Origin of the sequence: Streptomyces flaveolus, assembly GCF_044765825.1 — a bacterium.
In the GTDB taxonomy this organism is placed as follows: Bacteria; Actinomycetota; Actinomycetes; order Streptomycetales; family Streptomycetaceae; genus Streptomyces; species Streptomyces flaveolus.
Genome location: NZ_JBIWKU010000004.1, coordinates 368,063 through 385,115, shown reverse-complemented (window position 1 = coordinate 385,115; position 17,053 = coordinate 368,063). Strand labels below are relative to the sequence as shown.

The following is a 17,053-nucleotide window of genomic DNA, read 5'->3' as shown; positions in this document are numbered from 1 at the left end:
ATGCGCTTCCGGCACCCCGACGGCTCCACCGTCCACCTCGCCTACTGCACCAACGTCCACCCCGCCGAGACCCTCGACGGTGTCCTCGCCCAGCTCCGCGACCACTGCGAACCCGTCCGTAAACGCCTGGGCCGCGACCGCCTCGGCATCGGCCTGTGGCTCGCCCGCGACGCGGCCCATGCCCTGGTCACCGACCCCTCGGCGCTGCGCGGGCTGCGCACCGAACTCGACCGGCGCGGCCTGGAGGTCGTCACCCTCAACGGCTTCCCCTACGAGGGCTTCGGCGCCGAAGAGGTCAAGTACCGCGTCTACAAGCCCGACTGGGCCGACCCCGAGCGCCTCGACCACACCACCTCCCTCGCCCGCGTCCTCGCCGGCCTGCTGCCCGACGACGTCACCGACGGCACCATCTCCACCCTGCCGCTGGCCTGGCGCACCGCCTACGACGAGACCCGCGCCGACAAGGCCCGGGGCGCCCTGGTCACCCTCGCCGAACGTCTCGACGCCCTCGAGGAGCTCACCGGCCGCTCCATCCGCATCGGCCTCGAACCCGAACCCGGCTGCGTGGTGGAGACCACCCACGACGCCATCGCCCCGCTGACCGCGATCGCCCACGACCGCATCGGCATCTGCGTCGACACGTGCCACCTCGCCACCTCCTTCGAAGACCCGCACACCGCCCTGGACGCCCTGACCGAGGCCCGCGTCCCCGTCGTCAAGTCCCAGCTCTCCGCCGCCCTGCACGCCGAACACCCCCGTCTCCCCGACGTCCGCGAAGCACTCGCGGCCTTCGCCGAACCCCGCTTCCTGCACCAGACCCGCAGCGCCGGCACCGCCGACGGGTCCGGGACCGCGCCGCTGCACGGCACCGACGACCTCGACGAGGCCCTCGCCGCCGACGGCCCGCTGCCCGACACCGCGCCGTGGCGCGCCCACTTCCACGTCCCGCTGCACGCGGCACCCGCCGCGCCCCTCACCTCCACCCTCCCCGTGCTCAAGGCCGCGCTGACCCGGCTCGTCGGCGGCCCGCACCCGCTCACCCGGCACCTGGAGGTCGAGACCTACACCTGGCAGGCCCTCCCGCCCGAGCTGCGGCCCCGCGCCCGCGCCCAGCTCACCGACGGCATCGCCGCCGAGCTGACCCTCGCCCGCGACCTGTTGACGGACCTCGGCCTGAAGGAACTGCCATGACCCCACCGATCCCCTCCGACGGACCGACCCCGCTCCTCGTCCTGGACGTCGTCGGCCTCACCCCCCGTCTCCTCGACCACATGCCCCACCTCAAGGCGCTCGGCCAGTCCGGCTCCCGCGCACCGCTCGGCACCGTCCTGCCGGCCGTCACCTGCGCCGCCCAGTCCACCTTCCTCACCGGCACCCACCCCTCCGAGCACGGCATCGTCGGCAACGGCTGGTACTTCCGCGAACTCGGCGACGTCCTGCTGTGGCGCCAGCACAACGGCCTGGTCGCCGGCGACAAACTCTGGGACGCCGCCCGCCGCGCCCACCCCGGCTACACCGTCGCCAACATCTGCTGGTGGTACGCCATGGGCGCCGACACCGACATCACCGTCACCCCCCGTCCCGTCTACTACGCCGACGGCCGCAAGGAACCCGACTGCTACACCCGGCCCCCGGCCCTGCACGACGAACTCACCGAGAAACTCGGCACCTTCCCCCTCTTCCACTTCTGGGGCCCCGGCGCCGACCTGGTCTCCAGCCAGTGGATCATCGACGCCACCCGGCACATCATGGCCACCCGCCACCCCGACCTCACGCTCTGCTACCTCCCTCACCTCGACTACGACCTGCAGCGCTTCGGCCCCGACGACCCGCGCTCCCTGAAGGCCGCCACCGACCTGGACGCGGCGCTCGCCCCGCTCCTCGACGACGCCCGCGCCGAGGGCCGCACCGTCGTCGCGCTGTCCGAGTACGGCATCACCCGCGTGAACCGGCCCGTGGACATCAACCGCGCCCTGCGCCGCGCCGGACTGCTGGAGGTCCACACACAGGACGGCATGGAGTACCTCGACCCGATGGCCTCCCGCGCCTTCGCGGTCGCCGACCACCAGATCGCCCACGTGTACGTCCGCCGTCCCGAGGACCTCGACGCCACCCGCGCCGCCCTCGACCGCCTGCCCGGCATCGAGCAACTCCTGGACGACGAGGGCAAGAAGGCCCACCACCTCGACCATCCCCGCGCCGGCGAACTCGTCGCCGTAGCGGAGCCGGACGCCTGGTTCACGTACTACTACTGGCTCGACGACGACCGCGCGCCCGACTTCGCTCAGCTCGTCGAGATCCACCGCAAACCCGGCTACGACCCGGTCGAGCTGTTCATGGACCCGCTCGACCCCTACGTCAAGGTCAAGGCGGCCACCGCCGTGGCCCGCAAGAAACTCGGCATGCGCTACCGCATGGCGGTCGTGCCCCTGGACGCCTCACCTATTCGCGGCAGCCACGGCCGCCTCCCAGCGAGCGACGACGAAGGTCCGCTCCTCATCTGCTCCACCCCCCGCGCAGTCGGCGACCGCGTCGCGGCCACCGACGTCAAGCAACTCCTGCTCCGGCTCGCCGGACTCGGGTGACGTACGGCCACGCACCACGGCGTACAGCCCCCGGAATCCAGCTACCCAGAGTGAAACACACGGCACTGACAACGGCCCGCCCCGTCGCATGGGCGCAGGCCACGATCCAGAAGGCAGGCACCCGTGAACCTGTTCCCCGACCCGTCCCGCACCGACACCACCCCCGCCGCCGACGGCCCCGGCGAGGCCCTGCGCCGCACCCTCGGCGTCGGCCGCCGCCGCTTCCTCACCACCTGCACCGCCGTCGCGGCCGGCGCCGTCGCGGCCCCCGTCTTCGGCGCCGGCCCGGCCCTGGCCGGCGGCCGGAACGAAGACCACGGCCACGGCCACGACCGCGGCGGGGACGTCCTGGTCCCCGCGGACAGGCGCGGCATCATCCTCTACACCGTGCGCGACGCCACCGGCCGCGACCCCCTCTCCACCGACCTGCCCTCCGGTTTCCGCGAGGTGTTCAAGCAGCTCTCCCGCTTCGGCTACCGCCAGGTGGAGTTCGCGGGCTACGGCCAGCACGCGAACGCGCCCGGCGGCGCCAGCCTGGAGTCCGTCGCGGGCGCAAAGCTGCTGCGCTCCTGGCTCGACGAGTACGGCCTGCGGGCGCAGGGCAACCACGGCTTCATCCCGTCCTCCTGGCCGCTGACCACGGCGGACCTGGACACCTTCAAGAAGCACCTGGAGATCGCCAACATCCTCGGCATGGACCACATGGGCACCGGCGGAGACCCCACGGGCAGCTCCTACCGCGCCGACTGGGACGTGGCCGCCGACAAGTGGAACGCCCTCGGCGCCATCGCCCGCCGCGAAGGCATCAAGCTCTACACCCACAACCACGACGCGGCCTACGGCTTCCTGCTCGACAGCGGCCCGCTGGACGCCCAGGGCCGGCCGACCCGCAGCTCCGGCATCCGGAAGCTGGAGTACTTCCTGAAGATCACCGACCCCAAGTCCGTCTGGCTGGAGATGGACATCTTCTGGGCGCACGTCGCCCAGTACAAGTTCCACACCTACACGGCGCACGACGGCTCGACCCGGGAGAACGTCTTCGACCCGGCCGGCCTGGTGGAACGCAACGACAAGCGCTACCCGCTGTTCCACGCCAAGGACGGCACCGTCAACACCACCAACGGCCAGGGCTACGACATGGTGCCCTTCGGAACGGGCGTCATCGACTACCGGACCTTCTTCACCCGGGTCGGCCACCGGAACTACCACAACCCGATGGTCGAGCAGGACAACGCCCCGAGCTCCACCGACCCGGGCCAGTCCCTGCGGCACGCCAAGACCGGCTACGACAACCTCGCGGCCCTGCGCAAGCGCCGCTGACGGACACGGACCGGGCGGGGGCCCCCCCCGGGGGGGGGGGGGGGCCCCCCCCGCCCGGTCCGTGCGAAGCAAGCTTCGCCAGGTCATCCCTCACCCAGTGGCCGGGGGTTGGGCGTGATGCGCTTGTCCTTCGAGCGACCCGGCGGTTGCAGGAACAGCGCCACGAACCCGGCGAAGATCGAGATGCAGCCCGCCAGGCTGAAGGCGCCGTTGTAGCCCCAGGCGCCGACGACCACGGAGCCCATGCCCGCGCCCAGACCGGAGACGAGCTTGGAGCTGTAGACCATCCCGTAGTTGGTGGCGTTGTTGTTCTCGCCGAAGTAGTCCGCCGTCAGCGCCGCGAACATCGGGAAGATGGCACCGCCGCCGAAACCGGAGACGGCGGAGAAGAGCAGGAACAGCGGCAGGTTCTTGATCTCGGCCGAGAAGATGATGCCGAACTGGGCGAAGCCCAGGATGGCGCACACGTAGAGCAGGCACTGCTTGCGGCCGTAGAGGTCGGAGAGCCAGCCGATGACACCGCGCCCGGTGCCGTTGACGATCGCCTTCAGCGACATCGCGGTGGCCACGATCCCGGCCGCGAAGCCCGCCTCCTCGCCGATGTCGACCTGGAAGGCGATGCCGAAGATGTTCACTCCGGAGGTGCAGGCGAGACAGAACCACATCAGCGCCACCCGGCCGGTCCGCCAGGCCTCCAGGGGGGAGAACTGCTTGGTGGCCGGGGGGTTCTTCTCCAGCGAACGCCGGGCCCGCGGGTCGTCCGGCGGGTTCAGCGGGTCGATCGAGTCCGGCCACCAGTTCTTCGGCGGGTCCCGGAAGTAGAAGCCGGCGAGAGCCACCGTCGCGGCGAGGAAGACACCCGCCGAGACCAGCACCCAGCGGAAGTTGGAGCCGTCCATGTAGCCGTGGAAGATGAAGACGAACGGCACCGAGCCGTAGGCGAAACCGCCGTTGACGAAGCCGGTCTTCCCGCCCCTGCGCTCCGGGTACCACTTGCCGACCATGTTGACGCAGGTCGCGTACACCATGCCCGCACCCATGCCGCTGAACACGCCGAACCCGATGAAGGCGAGCGAGACATGCGGCGCGAACGCCAGTGACAGATAGCCGAGCAGGGTGCCGGCCGAACCCAGCATCATCGCCCAGCGCGCCGGCAGTCTGCCGTTCTCCCGCAGCCGCCCCGCCGGAAAGGCGACCGCGGCCTGGCAGAATATCCAGGCGGTCATCATCCAGTAGATGCTGCCGCTGGACCAGTGGTGGGCCTCGTGGAGCGTGTCCTCGGCGGACGCGAACGCGTACTCGGCGGAAGAGATGCCCATCATGCCGATCCAGGGCAGGATCACCATCCACTTGCGCTTGCGCCCCATGATGTCGATGTCGGACTCGCCCACGCGATAGACGCGTCCGTTCCTGTCGGTCACCTCCCGGTAGACGGCGACCCGTGTGACATCGGTGGTTGTCATGTCGTGTGCACCCCTTGCGTTCGAAAGATCTGGCCAGCGCCCCCTGTCCCATGCCTTTCGTGCGCGCGCGGGTCCTGGGGCCGGCCGACGCGCACCGTCGGCCGGTCCCGTGCTCCCTCAGCTCATGAACCGCCCCCCAGCAACCCCGCGGTGCGCGCCCAGCGGTACTTCGCGCCCAGGACGGCCACCGGCTTCTCGGTCGTGTACGGGTACGCCACGACCCCGCGTTCGAAGAGGTACTGGCAGGCCTTTTCCACCTCCACGTCGCCGGCGAGGGAGGCCACCACGGGCTTCTCGATCCCGCGCTCGCGGAACTCGGCCACCACGCGCGCGGTGAGCTCGGCGAACACCATGGGGGGAGTGACGATCGTGTGCCAGTAGCCGAGGACCAGCGCGTGGATGCGCGGATCCTCCAGACCGAGCCGGATCGTCGCCTCGTACGTCGACGGCGGCTCGCCGCCGGTGATGTCGACCGGATTGCCCGCGGCCCCGAACGGCGGGATGAACGCGCGGAACGCCGTGTCCAGGTCGGGCGGGATCTCCATCAGGGACAGGCCGTTGTCCGTCACCGCGTCGGACAGCAGCACGCCGCTGCCGCCGGCCCCGGTGATGATCACGACGTTGTCCCCCCGGGGAGCGGGCAGCACCGGCAACGCGCGGGCGTACTCCAGCATCTCGTTCAGCCCCGGCGCCCGGATGACGCCGGCCTGCCTGAGGACGTCGTCGTACACGGCGTCGTCCCCGGCGAGTGCCCCGGTGTGCGACCCGGCGGCCTTCGCGCCCGCCGCCGTGCGCCCCGCCTTGAGCACCACGACCGGCTTCTTCGGCACGGTCGCCCGCGCGGCCTCGACGAACGCGCGGCCGTCCTTGAGGTCCTCCAGGTGCATCGCGATGCAGTCGGTGTGCGGGTCCTCGCCGAACCAGGTCAGCAGGTCGTCCTCGTCCAGGTCCGACTTGTTGCCGAGGCCCACGATCGCCGACACGCCCGTCTTCGTGGTCCGCGCGAAGCCCAGGATCGCCATCCCGATGCCGCCCGACTGCGAGGTCAGCGCCACGCCGCCCTTGACGTCGTACGGGGTGCAGAACGTGGCGCACAGGTCCTGCCAGGTCGAGTAGTAGCCGTAGATGTTCGGGCCCAGCAGCCGGACGCCGTGCCGCTCGGCGACCGCCACGATCTCGTCCTGGAGCTCGTGCTCACCGGTCTCGGCGAACCCGGAGGGGATCAGCACGGCGTTGGGGATCCCCTTGCGCCCCACCTCCTCCAGAGCCGCCGCCACGAACCTCGCGGGGATCGCGAAGACCGCCACATCCACCTCACCGGGAACGTCGGTGACACTCTTGTACGCCTTGCGGCCCAAGATGTCATCGGCCTTGGGGTTCACCGGGTGGATCTCGCCCGCGAAACCGCCGTCGACGAGGTTGCGCATCACCGAGTTGCCGATCTTGCCGGCCTCGTTGGAGGCGCCGATCACGGCGACCGACGAGGGCTGCATCAGCCGGCGCATCGAGGTGAGGATCTCCTCGCGCGTGTACCGGCGGCGCTCCTTGGGCGACTCGGTCGCGAGGATCACCCGGATGTCGGCGGCGACCGCGCCCTCGGGCGTGGCGATCACCGGGTTGAGGTCGACCTCGGCGATGTCCGGGAAGTCCGCCACCAGTTCGGAGACCCGGCGGATCTGCTCCGCCACCGCCCACCGGTCCACGCCGGCCTGCCCGCGCACCCCGCGCAGCACCTCCGCGGCCCGGATCGAGTCCAGCATGGAGAGGGCCTCGTCGGCGTCCACGGGCGCCAGCCGGAACGTGACGTCCTTCAGCACCTCGACCAGCACCCCGCCGAGCCCGAACGCCACCACCTTCCCGAACGTCGGGTCGGTCACCGCGCCGACGATGACCTCCTGCCCGCTCGGCAGCAGCTCCTGGATCTGCACGCCCTCGATCCGCGCCGACGCGTCGTAGGCGCGCGCGTTGCCGATGATCCGGCAGAACGCGGTCCGCACGTCCGCCGCACCCTCCACCCCGACGACCACACCGCCGGCGTCGGTCTTGTGCAGGATGTCCGGCGACACGATCTTCATCACGACCGGACCGCCGAAGCGCGCCGCGCACGCCACCGCCTCGTCCACGTCCCGCGCCAGCTCCTCGCCCGGTACGGCGATCCCGTAGGCGTCGGCGAGCACCTTGCCCTCGGGGGCGGTCAGGGCGGTGCGCTCCTCGGCCCGCACGGCGTCCAGCAGCCGGCGCACCCGCTGCACCCGGTCCTCGGCCATCACGTCAGATCACCCCGTTCGACTTGAGCAGGCGCAGCTCCTCGTCGCCGAGGCCCAGCTCGCCGACGTAGACCTCTTCGTTGTGCTCGCCGAGCAGCGGTGAACTGGTGACCCGCACCGGCGAGTCGGAGAGCTTGAGCGGACTGCCGACGGTCACGAACTCCCCCCGCTCGGGGTGGGGGACCTTGACGATCATCTCGTTGGCGGCCAGCGAACTGTCCTCGATGATCTCCTTGGTGGACAGGATCGGCCCGCACGGGATGTTGTGGGCGTTCAGCCGCTCCAGCACCTCCCACTTGGGAAGGGTGGACGACCACTCCTCGATCAGCTGGAACATCTTGCTCAGCCTCGGCAGCCGGGCCTGGGGCGTCGCCCACTCGGGGTCGTCGGCCAGCTCGGGCCGGCCGATGAGCTCGCTGAGCGGCCGCCAGCCGACCGGCTGCACGATGACGTACACGTAGTCGTTGGGGCCGCCCGGCGCGCACTTCACCGCCCAGCCGGGCTGACCGCCTCCGGACGCGTTCCCGGAGCGGGGAACCTCGTCGCCGAAGTCCTCGTTGGGATATTCGGCGAGAGGACCGTGGGCCAGGCGCTGCTGGTCGCGCAGCTTCACCCGGCAGAGGTTGAGCACCGCGTGCTGCATGGCCACGTTCACCCGCTGACCGCGTCCGGTGTGCTCCCGCTGGTAGAGGGCGGCGAGGATGCCCGCCACGACGTGGACGCCCGTGCCCGAGTCCCCGATCTGGGCCCCCGTCGCCAGCGGCGGCCCGTCCTCGAATCCGGTGGTGGACATCGATCCGCCCATGGCCTGCGCAACGACCTCGTACGCCTTGAAGTCGGTGTACGGGCCCTCGCCGAACCCCTTGACGGAGGCGTAGACGATCCGTGGATTGATCTCCCTGATGCGGTCCCAGGTGAAGCCCATCCGGTCGACCGCGCCCGGTCCGAAGTTCTCGACCATGACGTCCGAGCGCCGGATCAGCTCGGTGAGGATCTCCTTGCCGCGCTCGGTCTTGGTGTTGAGGGTGATGCTCCGCTTGTTGCAGTTGAGCATCGTGAAGTAGAGCGAGTCGACGTCCGGCAGATCGCGCAGCTGTCCCCGCGTGATGTCACCGGTCGGCGCTTCGAGCTTGACGACGTCCGCGCCGAGCCAGGCGAGGAGCTGGGTCGCCGAGGGCCCGGACTGCACATGCGTCATGTCCAGGACGCGGATGCCCTCGAGTGCCTTGGCTGTCATGGGCCTTCACCTCACTTGTACATCGTCTGGTTCATGGTTCCGGGGGCGTAGGCGTCCGGGTCGACCCAGACGTTGATCAGGGACGGCTTGCCGGACTCGCGGGCCCGGCGCAGCGCGGGGCCGATGTCGGCGGGGTCGCGGACCTCCTCGCCGTGACCGCCCAGCATCCGCGCGAACTGGTCGTACGGGACGTCGCCGAGGGTGTTGCCGACCCGCTCACGCTCCTTGCCGTACTTGGCGGCCTGCCCGTAGCGGATCTGGTTCATGGAGGAGTTGTTGCCGACGATGCCGACGAAGGGCAGGTCGTAGCGGACGAGGGTCTCGAAGTCCCAGCCGGTGAGGGAGAAGGCGCCGTCACCGAAGAGGGCGACGACCTCCTTGTCGGGCCGGGCCTGTTTGGCGGCCAGCACGAACGGGACGCCGACGCCGAGCGTGCCCAGCGGGCCCGGGTCCATCCAGTGGCCCGGCGACTTGGGCTGCACGACCTGCCCGGAGAAGGTGACGATGTCGCCGCCGTCGCCGATGTAGAGGGAGTCCTCGGTGAGGAAGTCGTTGATCTCGCTGACCAGCCGGTAGGGGTGGATGGGGGAGGCGTCGGACCGGAGCTGCGGCAGCCGCTTGTCGAGCGCCGTCTGTTCGGCCGCGCGCAGCTCGTCCAGCCACTCCTTGCGCTGGGACGCTCCGCCGTTGATGCGCCCCGACGCCGCCTCGGTCACCGACTTCAGCACCAGTCCCGCGTCGCCGACGATGCCGAGGTCGATGTCGCGGTTCTTGCCGACGGTGCGGTAGTCGAGGTCGATCTGCACGACGGTCGCGTCCGGGGAGAGCCGCTTGCCGTAGCCCATGCGGAAGTCGAAGGGCGTGCCGACGATCACGATCACGTCGGCGTGGGAGAAGGCGTAGCGGCGCGAGAGCTGGAAGTGGTGCGGGTCGCCCGGCGGCAGCGTGCCGCGGCCCGCGCCGTTCATGTACGCCGGCACGTTGAGCGTGCGGACCAGCTCGACGGCGGCCTCGGTCCCGCGGGTCGTCCACACCTGGCTGCCGAGCAGGATGGCGGGCTTCTCGGCGTGCACCAGCAGGTCGGCGAGTTTCTCCACGGCCTCGGGGTCCCCGGCCGAGCGGGTCGAGGCGCGGTAGGCCCCGGCCCGCGGCACCCGCGCCTTCTCCGCCGGCACCTTGGCGTCCAGCACGTCGCGCGGGATCTCCAGGAAGGAGGGGCCGGGCGCCCCGTGGTAGCACTCGCGGAACGCCATCGACACCATGTCCGCCGCACGCGCCGTGTCCGGCACGGTCGCCGCGAACTTGGTGATCGGCGTCATCATGTCGACGTGCGGCAGGTCCTGGAGGGACCCCATCTTGTGCTGGGTGTGCGCGCCCTGACCGCCGATCAGCAGCATCGGTGACTCGGCGCGGAAGGCGTTGGCGACCCCGGTGACGGCGTCGGTCGTCCCCGGGCCGGCGGTGACCACCGCGCAGCCGGGCTTGCCGGTGATGCGGGCGTATCCGTCGGCGGCGTGCGCGGCGACCTGCTCGTGGCGCACGTCGACGACCTCGATGCCCTCGTCGACGCAGCCGTCGTAGATGTCGATGATGTGGCCGCCGCACAGCGTGTAGATGCGGTCGACCCCCTCGGCCTTGAGGGCCTTGGCCACGAGGTGACCGCCTGAAATGACGTCCTGGGTGTCGTCGGGCATGGCGAAGTCCTGTCCCTTCACGAGGGGTTGGGGCGCTCTCGCGGTACATTGCATACAGTCGACGAATACTGTATGAAGCTTGTTATCCCGCATCCGGTGGGTGGTGTCCAGGGGGCGTGCGGCACTTTCAGTCAGGAGCCGAGATGGACCTGTACGAACACCAGGCAAGGGAACTCTTCGAGGAACACGGCATCGTGGTGCCGCGGGCGGAGGTCACCGACTCGCCCGCGAAGGCCCGCGAGATCGCCCGCCGGCTCGGCGGACGCGTCGTCGTCAAGGCACAGGTGAAGACCGGCGGCCGGGGCAAGGCCGGCGGAGTGAAACTCGCCGCCGACCCGGCCGCGGCCGAAGCGGCGGCACGCCGGATCCTCGGCATGGACATCAAGGGCCACACGGTCGGCACCGTCATGCTCGCCGAACCCGTCGACATCGACCAGGAGTTCTACGTCTCCTACGTCCTCGACCGCGCGGCCGGCCGGTTTCTCGCCATCGCCTCCGCGGAGGGCGGCATGGAGATCGAGGAGGTCGCGGCAGAGCGGCCCGAGGCGGTGGCACGCATCCCCGTCGACCCCGCCGAGGGCGTCACCACGGCCAGGGCGGCACAGATCGCCGCCGCCGCCGGACTGCCCCCGCAGGCCGTCGACGTCCTGGTCCGCCTCTGGCAGGTACTGGTCCGCGAGGACGCCCTGCTCGTCGAGGTCAACCCGCTGGTCAGGACGGCCCAGGGCAGGATCGTGGCCCTCGACGGCAAGGTCACCCTCGACGACAACGCCTGCTTCCGCCGCGCCCGCTGGGGCGAGGAGGAGGCGGCGTCCGACGACCCGCTGGAGGCGCGGGCCGCGGCCAAGGGCCTGAACTACGTCAAGCTGGACGGCGAGGTCGGCGTCATCGGCAACGGCGCCGGCCTGGTCATGTCGACGCTCGACGTGGTCGCCGGCTGCGGCGCCCGCCCGGCCAACTTCCTCGACATCGGCGGCGGCGCGTCCGCGCAGATCATGGCCGACGGACTCTCGGTCGTCCTGTCCGACCCGGACGTGAGATCCGTCCTCGTCAACGTCTTCGGCGGCATCACCGCCTGCGACGCGGTCGCCGACGGCATCGTCAGGGCCCTGGACGAGGTCCGGCCGACCAAACCGCTCGTCGTGCGCCTCGACGGCAACAACGCCGCCCGGGGCCGGGCCGTCCTCGACGCCCGCGCCCACCCGCTGGTCGAACAGGCCACCACCATGGACGACGCCGCCCGCCGTGCCGCCCGGCTCGCCACCACGGCATAAGGAGAAGGACGACATGGCCATTCACCTCACCAAGGACAGCAAGGTCCTCGTCCAGGGCATGACCGGCGGCGAGGGCATGAAGCACACCCGCCGCATGCTGGCGGCCGGGACGAACGTGGTCGGCGGCGTCAACCCGCGCAAGGCCGGCCGCACCGTGGACTTCGACGAGCGTGCCGTACCCGTCTTCGGCTCGGTGGGTGAGGGCGTCGAGGCCACCGGCGCGGACGTCACCGTCGTCTTCGTCCCGCCCGCCTTCGCGAGGGCCGCGGTCACCGAGGCCGCCGACGCCGGCATCGGCCTCGCCGTCGTCATCACCGAGGGCATCCCCGTCCACGACTCCGTCGCCTTCACCGCGTACGCCCGCGCCAGGGGCACCCGCGTCATCGGCCCCAACTGCCCGGGCCTGATCACCCCGGGCCAGTCCAACGCCGGCATCATCCCGGCGGACATCACCAAGCCCGGCCCGATCGGCCTGGTCTCCAAGTCGGGCACCCTCACCTACCAGCTCATGTACGAGCTGCGCGACATCGGCTTCTCGACCTGCGTCGGCATCGGCGGCGACCCGGTCGCCGGCACGAGCCACATCGACTGCCTCGCCGCCTTCCAGGACGACCCCGACACCGAACTGATCGTCCTCATCGGCGAGATCGGCGGCGACGCGGAGGAACGCGCGGCGGCCTTCATCCGCGAGCACGTCACCAAGCCGGTGGTCGGCTACATCGCCGGCTTCACCGCACCCGAGGGCCGGACCATGGGACACGCGGGCGCCATCGTGTCCGGCTCCTCCGGCACCGCCCGGGCCAAGAAGGAGGCGCTGGAAGCGGCCGGCGTACGGGTCGGAAGCACCCCCACAGAGACGGCACGGCACGTCGTCGCCGTACTCGGCGGCGAGGCGCGGGACGGAGCCCTCGCATGACACCCACCGCAGCCGCCGCACCCGCGCTCACCGTCAAGTCCGGCACCTCCTGGGCCGACGCCTGGCAGCGCTGTCTCACCGCGGCCCCCGAGGCATTCCGGGACGACCGCGTGCTCAACCTCTGGGGTGCGAGCTGGCAGGCGGACGGCCGCGTCCTGCCCGCCACCAGCCCCGTCGACGGCACTCCGATCGCGGGGCCGCCACGGCTGGACCGCCGGACCGCCCACCAGGCCGTACGCGCCTCGCTCGACCAGCACCGGGCCTGGCGCCACGTCCCCCTGTCCGAACGCCGGGCCCGCGTCGCCGCCACCCTCGACGCCCTCGCCCGGCACCGCGAACTCCTCGCCCTGCTCCTCGTCCGGGAGATCGGCAAGCCCTGGCGGCTCGCACAGGCCGACGTCGACCGCGCCGTCGACGGCGTGCGCTGGTACGTCGACCGCATCGACGAGATGACCGCGGGCCGGGCCCCGCTGGACGGCCCGGTGTCCAACATCGCGAGCTGGAACTACCCGATGAGCGTGCTCGTCCACGCCCTGCTGGTCCAGGCACTGGCGGGCAACGCGGTCATCGCGAAGACCCCGACCGACGGCGGTGTCGCCTGTCTCACCCTGGCCTGCGCGCTCGCGGCCCGCGAGGGAGTCCCGGTCACCCTCGTCAGCGGCAGCGGAGGCGAGCTGTCCCACGCCCTGGTGCGGGCGCCGGAGATCGGCTGCGTCTCCTTCGTCGGCGGCCGCGACACCGGCGCCGCCGTCGCCACCGCCGTCGCCGACCTCGGCAAACGGCACATCCTCGAACAGGAGGGACTCAACACCTGGGGCGTCTGGAACTTCACGGACTGGGACGCGCTCACGGCGGTGATCCCGGGGCTCTTCGACTACGGCAAGCAGCGCTGCACGGCCTACCCGCGCTTCGTCGTCCAGCGCGAGCTGTTCGACGCTTTCCTCGCGGCCTACCTCCCGGCGGTCCGCTCCCTGCGCGTCGGTCACCCGCTCGCCGTCGCGCACCCGGACGACCCGTACCCGGCACTGGACTTCGGGCCGCTGATCAACGCGGCCAAGGCGAAGGAACTGCGGGACCAGGTCGCCGAGGCCGTCGACCGCGGTGCCGTACCGCTGCACCGAGGTGACGCCGCCGACGCGCGGTTCCTGCCCGGCCAGGACACCTCGGCGTACGTCCAGCCGGTCACGCTCCTCAACCCGCCCCCGTCCTCACCGCTGCACCACGCGGAACCGTTCGGCCCGGTCGACACCATCGTCCTGGTCGACACCGAGGCCGAGCTGCTCGCCGCGATGAACGCCTCCAACGGCGCCCTGGTCGCCACGCTGTCCACGGACGACCGGGCGACCTACGACAGGCTCGCACCGCAGATCCGCGCCTTCAAGGTCGGCCACGGTGTACCGCGCTCGCGCGGCGACCGCGACGAGCTGTTCGGCGGACACGGCGCCTCCTGGCGCGGCGCCTTCGTCGGCGGCGAGCTGCTGGTGCGCGCGGTGACACAGGGCCGGCGGGGGAGAGGCTGCCGGGGAACTTCCCGGACCACCAGCTCATGGCGCCGGTCGTGTAGCCGTCCGGACACGCACGGTGTGCCCCGGTCCGCCACCGCTCAGGGGACGGAAACGCAGGTGAAAGGCGCTGCGAAACCTTGGTATGGTTGTCCATGTCGCCGCGGGGAACACCCCCGGTCACGGCGGCAGACACCTAGTCCGGGTGGCGGAATGGCAGACGCGCTAGCTTGAGGTGCTAGTGCCCTTTATCGGGCGTGGGGGTTCAAGTCCCCCCTCGGACACTGTGCTCAACGATGCGCATGCAAGGACCCCGACCGTACGGTCGCGGTCCTTGTGTCGTTTCCGTGACTCGGCGTGGTCGGTCGGGGTGGCCGGGGCGAGGCTCCCTGCCGCGAGGCCGGCCCCACCACGGGCTCCGGGGGCGCAGCGAAGTGTCAGGCCGGTGAGAAGACGTGGTCGCTGATCAACCGGGCGGCGCCGACGACGCCGGCGACCTGCCCGAGTTCGCCGAGCACGATCGGCAGATGGCCGGTCGCCAGCGGCAGCGACTGACGGTAGACCCGGGTGCGGATGCTGGCCAGAAGGTTGTGCCCCAGTCCGGTGAGGCCTCCTCCGACGACCACCAGGCCGGGGTTGAAGAAGCTGACCAGGCCTGCGATGACCTGACCGGTACGTCTCCCTCCCCAGTGGATCAGATCCAGGGCCACGGTGTCCCCGGCGCCCGCGGCGGCCGACACGTCCTCGGGGGTCAGCCTCCCTGCCGATGCGAGCCGTCCGGCCAGCTCCGTCGAACGGCCGGACTGGGCGGACGCGGTCGCGTCGCGTACGAGGGCGTTGCCGCCGAAGTACGCCTCCAGGCAGCCGGTGTTGCCGCAGGCGCACCGCAGCCCGTCCGGTTCCACCTGGATGTGGCCGATGTCACCGGCACTGCCGGTGACTCCGCGGTGGACCTCGCCACCGACGACGATGCCGCAGCCGATGCCGGTCCCGAGCTTCACGCACAAGAAGTCGCGCATGGACCGGGCGACGCCGGCCTGCTGCTCGCCCAGGGCCATCAGGTTCACGTCGTTGTCGACGAGCACGGGGCAGCCGAGCTCCTGGCTCATGGCCTCGCGGACGGGGAAGCCGTTCCACCCGGGCATGATCGGCGGTGCGACGGGGACACCCTCGGGGTACCGGACGGGGCCCGGCACGCCGATCCCGGCGCCGTCGAAGTGTTCCACCGACGCCGTCTCACGCAGCTTGCCGACCAGAGCCAGCACCCGCTCGAAGACCGCGACCGGCCCGTCGCGCACGTCCAGCGGTTCGGCCAGATGGCAGAGGATCTCCAACTCGGCGTTGGTGACCGCGACGTCCACTGAGGTCGCGCCGATGTCCACGCCGAGAAACCGCAAGGCCGGGGCGATCCGGACGGTGTGCGAGCGCCGGCCGCCACGGGAGGCGGCGAGGCCGTCCGGGACGACGAGACCGGAACCCAGGAGCTGGTCGATCTCGAAGGCGAGCTTGGAACGCGACAGTTCGACCTGGTCCCCGAGGGCCACCCGGGACTGCGGACCGAGGTCGCGCAGGAGCCGGAGCAGTCGGGCCTGATGAAGGTTGGCCGGTCGAGTCGTCGTACTCCTCACGTCGCCCCCGTGGAGATCAGAGTCGTTCGCATGCCCGGTGTTTGGGGGTGCGACCTTCCACCTGGACGGTAGCAAAGGCTCCTGTACCGCTTCACAGAACGTGCTCCAGTTGATGGACGGAGCCGGTGCGTGGCAGCCGGCCGTGTTGCCGCCTCGGCCGCCGCGGAGGCGGCCAGGCCCGATGGGAGCGGAGCCGTCCGACTCTCCACCCCCATCGGGCCTGGTGTGCTGTCCGGTGACTCAGTGACTCAGTGACGGGTGGGACCGTGGTCCGGCGTACCGACGTCGGACTGGCCGGCTGCCTTCTTGATCGCTGCGGCCTCCCGCTGGTCGATGACACCCTGCTTGCGCAGCGTCATGACGACCTCCCCGACGTGGGAGACGAAGGTGCCGTGGTTCTTCCAGGCCCGGTGATCCTCGATCAGCTCGTTGATCGTGCAGCCGTTGGCCGTGACACGGTTCGGCACACCGGTGTTGATCGAGCCGGTGAACACGGTTGAGCGGCCGTCCGCCTCGGGACAGTCGGTCGGCGGCTCGCTGTCGACGACGGTGAGGGACAGCGACTGCGGCGTGGACGTGTTGCCGACCTTGTCGCTGGCCCGGTAGAGCAAGGTGTGGCTCCCGGCCCTGTCGATCGCCACCGGGGCGGAGTACTGCAGGTAGGGGCCACCGTCGAGGGAGTACTCGATCCTCGCCACACCCGACTCCGCGTCCGAAGCCGTCACCGTCACCGTCGCCCTGCCGACATAGTCACCGGCGTCGTTCTTCGTGCCGGAGACGGAGGCCGACACCTGCGGCGGCGTCCTGTCCTGTGGCGGAGCCGCCACGACGGTGAAATTCACCGACTGCGCGGCCGAGGTGTTGCCGGCTTTGTCGGTGGCTCGGTAGGTGAGGGTGTGCTGGCCGACGGTGTTGACGGCGATGGGTGTGGTGTATGCGGTGTATGCGGCGCCGGCGAGGGAGTATTCGATGGTGGCGACGCCGGATTCGGTGTCGGAGGCGGTCAGGGTGATGGTTGCGTTGGAGACGTAGTTTCCGTTGTTGTCCTTTGTGCCGGTCACGGTTGCTGATGTGTCGGGGGCGGTGGTGTCCTTGGGTGGTTCGGGGGCTGTGATGGTGAACTGGACGGTTTTGGCCGTCGAGGTGTTGCCGGCCTTGTCGGTGGCT

The 17,053-nt window shown here is 70.9% G+C and carries 11 protein-coding genes, 1 tRNA gene and 1 pseudogene; 7 read left to right on the top strand and 6 right to left on the bottom strand.

Annotation, left to right across the window (positions count from 1 at the left end; all coding sequences use genetic code 11):
• The 3 genes from eboE to ACIRG6_RS14870 all read left to right on the top strand — a co-directional run bounded on the left by eboE (position 1) and on the right by ACIRG6_RS14870 (position 3,905).
• Positions 1-1,191: a metabolite traffic protein EboE gene (gene eboE / locus ACIRG6_RS14880; protein WP_350715030.1), complete on the top strand. Its 1,191-nt coding sequence runs from the start codon at positions 1-3 to the stop codon at positions 1,189-1,191.
• A complete protein-coding gene (locus ACIRG6_RS14875) occupies positions 1,188-2,585 on the top strand; it encodes a nucleotide pyrophosphatase/phosphodiesterase family protein (RefSeq protein WP_403322844.1) in 1,398 nt (465 codons plus the stop codon). The genes eboE and ACIRG6_RS14875 overlap by 4 nt, the downstream gene beginning before the upstream one ends.
• A gap of 123 nt (positions 2,586-2,708) precedes the next feature.
• Positions 2,709-3,905, top strand: coding sequence for a sugar phosphate isomerase/epimerase family protein (locus ACIRG6_RS14870; protein ID WP_403322841.1), 1,197 nt, complete (start codon positions 2,709-2,711; stop codon positions 3,903-3,905).
• Positions 3,906-3,988: 83 nt separating this feature from the next.
• On the opposite strand, the gene ACIRG6_RS14865 is transcribed toward ACIRG6_RS14870, so the two are convergent.
• The 4 genes from ACIRG6_RS14865 to ACIRG6_RS14850 all read right to left on the bottom strand — a co-directional run bounded on the left by ACIRG6_RS14865 (position 3,989) and on the right by ACIRG6_RS14850 (position 10,566).
• Positions 3,989-5,368, bottom strand: a complete 1,380-nt coding sequence (locus ACIRG6_RS14865) for an OFA family MFS transporter (protein WP_364677067.1) — start codon at positions 5,366-5,368, stop codon at positions 3,989-3,991.
• Between the two features lie 122 nt (positions 5,369-5,490).
• On the bottom strand, positions 5,491-7,635 hold the full coding sequence (locus ACIRG6_RS14860; protein WP_403322838.1) for an acetate--CoA ligase family protein: 2,145 nt from the start codon (positions 7,633-7,635) through the stop codon (positions 5,491-5,493).
• A gap of 4 nt (positions 7,636-7,639) precedes the next feature.
• Complete coding sequence (frc, locus tag ACIRG6_RS14855; RefSeq protein WP_364677070.1) at positions 7,640-8,872, bottom strand: formyl-CoA transferase; 1,233 nt, start codon at positions 8,870-8,872, stop codon at positions 7,640-7,642.
• A gap of 11 nt (positions 8,873-8,883) precedes the next feature.
• The gene (locus ACIRG6_RS14850) at positions 8,884-10,566 is read right to left on the bottom strand and encodes a thiamine pyrophosphate-binding protein (RefSeq protein WP_364677072.1); all 1,683 of its coding nucleotides are present in this window, start codon (positions 10,564-10,566) and stop codon (positions 8,884-8,886) included.
• A gap of 143 nt (positions 10,567-10,709) precedes the next feature.
• Between ACIRG6_RS14850 and sucC the strand changes: the two genes are divergently transcribed.
• The 4 genes and pseudogenes from sucC (at position 10,710) to ACIRG6_RS14830 (ending at position 14,542) form a co-directional block, all read left to right on the top strand.
• Positions 10,710-11,840 (top strand): ADP-forming succinate--CoA ligase subunit beta, encoded by a 1,131-nt coding sequence (sucC, locus tag ACIRG6_RS14845; RefSeq protein WP_403322836.1) that lies wholly within the window; start codon positions 10,710-10,712, stop codon positions 11,838-11,840.
• Between the two features lie 13 nt (positions 11,841-11,853).
• Positions 11,854-12,756 carry a succinate--CoA ligase subunit alpha gene (gene sucD / locus ACIRG6_RS14840; RefSeq protein WP_403322834.1) on the top strand — a complete coding sequence of 301 codons (903 nt, stop codon included), beginning with the start codon at positions 11,854-11,856 and terminating at the stop codon, positions 12,754-12,756.
• Positions 12,753-14,320 (top strand): annotated as a pseudogene (locus ACIRG6_RS14835) (aldehyde dehydrogenase family protein). Before sucD ends, ACIRG6_RS14835 begins: the two are co-directional and overlap by 4 nt.
• 137 nt (positions 14,321-14,457) lie before the next feature.
• A tRNA-Leu gene (locus ACIRG6_RS14830) sits at positions 14,458-14,542 on the top strand.
• A 153-nt stretch (positions 14,543-14,695) separates the two neighbouring features.
• On the opposite strand, the gene ACIRG6_RS14825 is transcribed toward ACIRG6_RS14830, so the two are convergent.
• Both ACIRG6_RS14825 and ACIRG6_RS14820 read right to left on the bottom strand, forming a co-directional pair.
• Positions 14,696-15,886: an ROK family protein gene (locus ACIRG6_RS14825; RefSeq protein WP_403322833.1), complete on the bottom strand. Its 1,191-nt coding sequence runs from the start codon at positions 15,884-15,886 to the stop codon at positions 14,696-14,698.
• A gap of 248 nt (positions 15,887-16,134) precedes the next feature.
• On the bottom strand, positions 16,135-17,053 hold a 919-nt coding region (locus ACIRG6_RS14820), incomplete at its 5' end, for an OmpL47-type beta-barrel domain-containing protein (protein WP_403322831.1).

What these genes read in the sequence shown, in the direction of transcription:
- ACIRG6_RS14865 (WP_364677067.1), bottom strand. Translation starts at nt 5,368, where the DNA reads ATGACAACCACCGATGTCACACGGGTCGCCGTCTACCGGGAGGTGACC.
- sucD (WP_403322834.1), top strand. Translation starts at nt 11,854, where the DNA reads ATGGCCATTCACCTCACCAAGGACAGCAAGGTCCTCGTCCAGGGCATG.
- ACIRG6_RS14860 (WP_403322838.1), bottom strand. Translation starts at nt 7,635, where the DNA reads ATGGCCGAGGACCGGGTGCAGCGGGTGCGCCGGCTGCTGGACGCCGTG.
- frc (WP_364677070.1), bottom strand. Translation starts at nt 8,872, where the DNA reads ATGACAGCCAAGGCACTCGAGGGCATCCGCGTCCTGGACATGACGCAT.
- ACIRG6_RS14875 (WP_403322844.1), top strand. Translation starts at nt 1,188, where the DNA reads ATGACCCCACCGATCCCCTCCGACGGACCGACCCCGCTCCTCGTCCTG.
- eboE (WP_350715030.1), top strand. Translation starts at nt 1, where the DNA reads ATGCGCTTCCGGCACCCCGACGGCTCCACCGTCCACCTCGCCTACTGC.
- ACIRG6_RS14850 (WP_364677072.1), bottom strand. Translation starts at nt 10,566, where the DNA reads ATGCCCGACGACACCCAGGACGTCATTTCAGGCGGTCACCTCGTGGCC.
- sucC (WP_403322836.1), top strand. Translation starts at nt 10,710, where the DNA reads ATGGACCTGTACGAACACCAGGCAAGGGAACTCTTCGAGGAACACGGC.